At 75.3% G+C, this 3172-nt stretch carries 2 protein-coding genes and 1 pseudogene; all 3 read left to right on the top strand.

Translation table 11 applies throughout. From position 1 onward, the window contains the following. A partial coding sequence (locus EF918_RS34100; RefSeq protein WP_148141324.1) for a cupin domain-containing protein occupies window positions 1–728 on the top strand: 728 nt, incomplete at its 5' end. Continuing rightward, on the top strand, window positions 725–2029 hold the full coding sequence (locus tag EF918_RS37480; RefSeq protein ID WP_185922062.1) for a hypothetical protein: 1305 nt from the start codon (window positions 725–727) through the stop codon (window positions 2027–2029). The genes EF918_RS34100 and EF918_RS37480, both read left to right, overlap by 4 nt. 107 nt (window positions 2030–2136) lie before the next feature. Continuing rightward, window positions 2137–3172 (top strand): annotated as a pseudogene (locus EF918_RS34105) (hypothetical protein); the annotation flags it as partial.

Below are 3172 nucleotides of genomic sequence, written 5' to 3' on the forward strand. Positions count from 1 at the left end.
GTGGGGTCGAGGTGTACCGGATGCTGCCCGACGGGGGGATCCTGCACGGCGATCGGGAGGGGGTGCGGGAGCTCGGGCCCGAGCGGGAGTTCCTGCGGTTCATCGACGACGGGCAGTTCGCGCGCTACCTCGTGGGGGACGCCGCCACGTCGCCCGAGCGGCCGTCCAACGCCACCGTCAAGCTCGGTGTCGTCGGGCCGCGCAGTGCCTTCACCCCGCACGCGCACGGCGGCGAGCACTTCGTGCTCAGCCTGGGGCACGCCGCCTGCGGGCTCTACGACGCCGAGCGGGGGCGGGTCGCCGATGTGCCGCTCACGCCGGGGATGCTCATCCGGATCCCCGAGATGATGCCCCACTCCTTCGCCAATCGCGGGACCGACCCGCTGACCATCCTCGCGGCCAACACCGGTTACGGCATCGACCACGAGGATTACGCCATCACCGCCGACGAGGCCCAGCGCCGCGCCGATCGGGAGGAGCGGGACCGGGCCGGTCGTCGGGCGGGGGTGCTCGCTGCGGGGGCGTCGCTCGGCGTGTCCTCCGCCGCTGTCCCTTCGGTTGCCGATCAGCCCGCCGCTGTCCGTTCCGCCGACTACCGTGCCCTCGCCGCCGCGTTGCGTGACATCGAGCATGCCCAGCAGGTCCACGGCATCGCCGGGACGACCGTGCGGGAGCGGATGGCTGCGCGGCTGCGGCGGGTGGCCGCAGCTCTGGAGGTCCGCCGGTGATCTGCCCGCACTGCGAGAAGAACCTGCTCCAGAAGGAGCGCGCCGGGAACGTCTGCTCCCACTGCCGTCGGCGTTACGCCCTCGATCCCAAGACCAATCCCATGAAGTTGCACGACCTCCGGGTGCGGAGGGTGGTGCAGCAGCTTCAGGGGGATGGCGAAGTCGCCGTTACGACGGGGCAGTTGTGGTACGCGTTGGCGCGGAAGCAGGTCAAGGAGTCCGGTGTCGACGGGGGGTGCATCGGAGGGGCCCTCGGGTTCGGGGTGTTTCTGGGGTTGTTCGGGCTGCTCGCCGATGTGGGGGCGCTGATCGTCCTGGCCGTCGTGCTGGCGCTGATCGGGTGCGGTGGTCTCGTCGCCCGGCTCGCGGGGGTCGGCAAGGGGGTCGCCCGGATGACGCACGAGCAGTTCCGGGCGCAGGCGCTCGGTGAATGGCGGTCGGTCTACGGGGCGTTGCCCGGTGGGGTGACGGACGAGGCGCTCGTGGAGCCCTATCGGTCGTCGGCGTCCGACACGGCCGTGCCGAGTGCCGTGCTGGTGTGTCCGCAGCGGTCCATCGCCGCCTTCCTCGCCGCCAACGGCGTACCTGAGCGCTGTGGGCTCGTCCTCGTGCCCGGCCCCGAGGCGCTGCGCGCGCTGCCCGAACAGCCCGGGCGGCTGCCGGTGCTGGTGCTCCACGATGCCGATGTCGACGGTGAGTTGCTGGTTCACCGGATACGTCAAGAGGCTGAGGCTACGGGGCGTCGGGTGGTCGATGCCGGGCTGCCGTTGCGTACGGTGCGGGAGCAGGTCAAAGGGGTGGCGTACCGGGACAAGGAACGCAGGCCCGGTGCTGAGCAGTTGCGGTTGCTCGCCGCGCTCGGCACGGTCGGGCCGGCGGAGCTGGACCGGTTGGCGAAGGGCTGGCGGTTCCCGCTGGTCGCCGTGCCGCCGCAGAAGCTGCTGGACCACGTCGCCCGGCTCACCGACGAGGTCGGGCGACAGGCCGACCCCGTGCGGCGGCGGGCGGCAGCCGTGGGATTCATGACGTGGCCGGGCCCGGGCCGGGGCGCCGAAGCGGGCGCAGGCCCGGGCCAGGGCCCGGCTGCGGGCGCCGCACCGGCCGCCGCACCGGTCCCGGGCCAGAGCCCGGGCCGGGGCCGGGGCCGGGGCCGGGGCGCCGAAGCGGGCGCACGGCCAGGCCAGGGCTCGGCCGCCGCCCCGGCCGCCGACACGGCCGCCGGTACGGGCCCGACCGCCGGACCGGGCCCGGCCGCCGGACCGGGCGCCGCCGGGGGCCCTGGGGCGGGTGGTGTGTCGTGATGTGTCCGCACTGCTCGCGTCGGATCACCCAGAAGGAGCGGACCGGCCGGGTCTGTGGGCTGTGCCATCAGGCGTTCGCGCTCGACCCGAAGGTCGACGGCCGGGGTATGCACGACACGCGCATCCGGCAGATCGCGAGCCGGGCCACCCAGGACGGGCGGCGCGGTGTCACCCTCACGCAGCTCTGGTACCTCTCCCGTACCTACAACGGCGCCTCGGGGCCGAGGCCGGCCAGTGGCGTCCCGGCGCGCGTGCGCTGGCTGGTGGCGGCTCCGGTGGCCGCGGCCCTGGCCACGGCCGCGGTGTCCGCCGGCGGGTTCCTCGCCTCGGTCTGCGGCCTGGCCGGCCTCGCCGTCGTCGTCACGGCCGCCCGGATGGACCACTTTCCGGCCGCCGCGGGCTGGTCCAGGGTCGTACCGGCCGAGAGCACCTTCCGCCGGCTGATGAGGGACCGGTGGCTGCCCGTGTACGGGGCGCTGCCCGAGGGGGTCGTCGACGACCTGGACCGGGCCGGGCCGCAGGCCGTGCACGTCTCCGCCGCGCGGTCGGTGATCCTGTGCGCCGATCACGCCGTCGCCGTGCACCTGGCCGTCAGCACCCTCCCCGAACGCCTGCGGGCCTCGCTGGTCGAGGTCCCCGCGGACGCCACGAGCGAGGGCGTCCGCGACGCGCTGGCCGGCGTACCGGCCGACCTGCCGGTGGTCGTGCTCCACGACGCCGGCCTGTCCGGGGTGCTGCTCGCGCCGCTGGTACGGGCGCTGTACCCGGACCGGACCGTGGTCGACGGCGGGCTGCGCCCGCGGCTCGTCATGCACCGCAACGGGGCCGTCCGCCTCTACTCCCCCGTACCGGACGAGGGCCTGGACGTGGCGCGGCTGCGGGCCGTCGCGGGGCTGACCGAGAGCGAGGCCGACTGGCTGGCGCGCGGCCTGCGCAGTCCGATCGCGGCCGTGCCGCCGGTGGTGCTGAGGGCCGCCGTGGAGCGGGCGGTACGTCGGGCCACCGGCGCGCCCGGGACGAGGGCCGGCGGCGGCCGGCCACGGGACCGCGGGCAGGGCTTCCTGACCTGGCCCGGGCCCCCCGTCGCCTCCCCCACCGGCCCGGCCACGGGCTCCCCCACCGGCTCTCCCATCAGCTCTGCCA

It is taken from the genome of Streptomyces sp. WAC06614 (genome assembly GCF_003949795.1).
Taxonomy (GTDB): Bacteria; Actinomycetota; Actinomycetes; order Streptomycetales; family Streptomycetaceae; genus Streptomyces.